Here is a 1,276-nt window from a genome sequence, read left to right as displayed (position 1 = left end):
CCTTCGCCGCCGGCCCCGCGACCCGCACCGCGACCGCCGTGCAGCGGCTGCTCGACGCCGGGACGGTGCTGCTCGGCAAGACGAACCTCGACCAGCTCGCGACCGGCCTCACCGGGTCGCGCACCCCCTACGGACCGGTCCGCAGCGCCGTCGACCCCGAGCGGGTGTCGGGCGGCTCGAGCGCAGGCTCGGGGGCCGCCGTCGGGCTGGGCATCGTCGACCTGGCGGTCGCGACCGACACCGCAGGATCGGGCCGGGTACCCGCGGCCTTCAACGAGGTCGTCGGGATCAAGGCGACCGTCGGGCTGGTGCCCAAGGACGGCGTCGTCCCGGCCTGCGACTCGTGGGACTGCGTGACCGTCCTGGCACCGACCCTCGCGCTCGCCACGCTCGGCATCGGCCTCATGGCAGGGCCGAGCGCCCTGGACCCGATGTCGCGCACCTGGCCCGCCGACGTACGCCTCGCCGCACCCTCGGCCCCCCGGGTCGCCGTGCCCCGCGCCGAGGACCTCCCGCTGCTCGACCCCGAGGCGCTCGCGCTGCTCACCCGGGCCCGCGTACGACTCGAGGAGCGCGGCGCGACCACCACGACGATCGACCTGCGCCCCTTCCTCGAGGCGGCCCGGCTGCTGTACGACGGCGCCCTGGTGGCCGAGAGGTACGCGGCATACGGCGACTTCCTCGCGGGGCACCCCGAGGGTGCCGACCCGTCCGTCGCGCACATCGCCCGCGGCGCCGGCACGGTCACGGGGCCTGAGCTCGCCCGGGACACCACCCGTCTGCGCGAGCTGCGGGCCGTCGCCCTGGCCTCCCTCGAGGGGGTGGACGCGCTGCTGCTGCCCACCTCCCCCGAGCACCCGACCCTCGCCGAGGTGGCCGCCGACCCCCTGGGGGTCAACGCGCGGCTCGGCACGTACACGAACTTCGTCAACCTCTTCGACCTCGCGGCCGTCGCGGTCCCGGCGGGCCGCACCTCGACGGGAGCCTTCGGGGTCAGCCTCGTGACCCGGGCCTTCGAGGACCAGGTCGCGATCGACCTGGCCCAGCTCCTGGTCGACGGCGGTCCGTGGGACGGGGCAGCCTCCGAGAGACCTGCGGGCGCCACAGCCCCAGCACCGCTCCCGGGGACCGGAGTCCCGCTCGTGGTCGTCGGCGCGCACCTGCGAGGCGAGCCCCGCAGCGCCCAGCTCGAGGCCCTCGGTGCGCGGTTCCACCGCGAGGTCCGCACCGCCCCCGCCTACCGCATGCACCTGACCGCCGGCGGGGACCGCCCGGT

The 1,276-nt window shown here is 76.6% G+C and carries 1 protein-coding gene; it reads left to right on the top strand.

The features are described 5' to 3' along the window. Positions 1-1,276, top strand: a 1,276-nt coding sequence (locus tag L0B03_RS18060) for an allophanate hydrolase (RefSeq protein ID WP_250448414.1), incomplete at both ends; no start/stop codon positions are given.

This window comes from Actinotalea sp. C106 (genome assembly GCF_023630195.1).
GTDB lineage: Bacteria > Actinomycetota > Actinomycetes > Actinomycetales > Cellulomonadaceae > Actinotalea.
The sequence above is the reverse complement of the archived record's forward strand: the minus strand, read 5'-3'. Positions and strand labels throughout refer to the sequence as shown.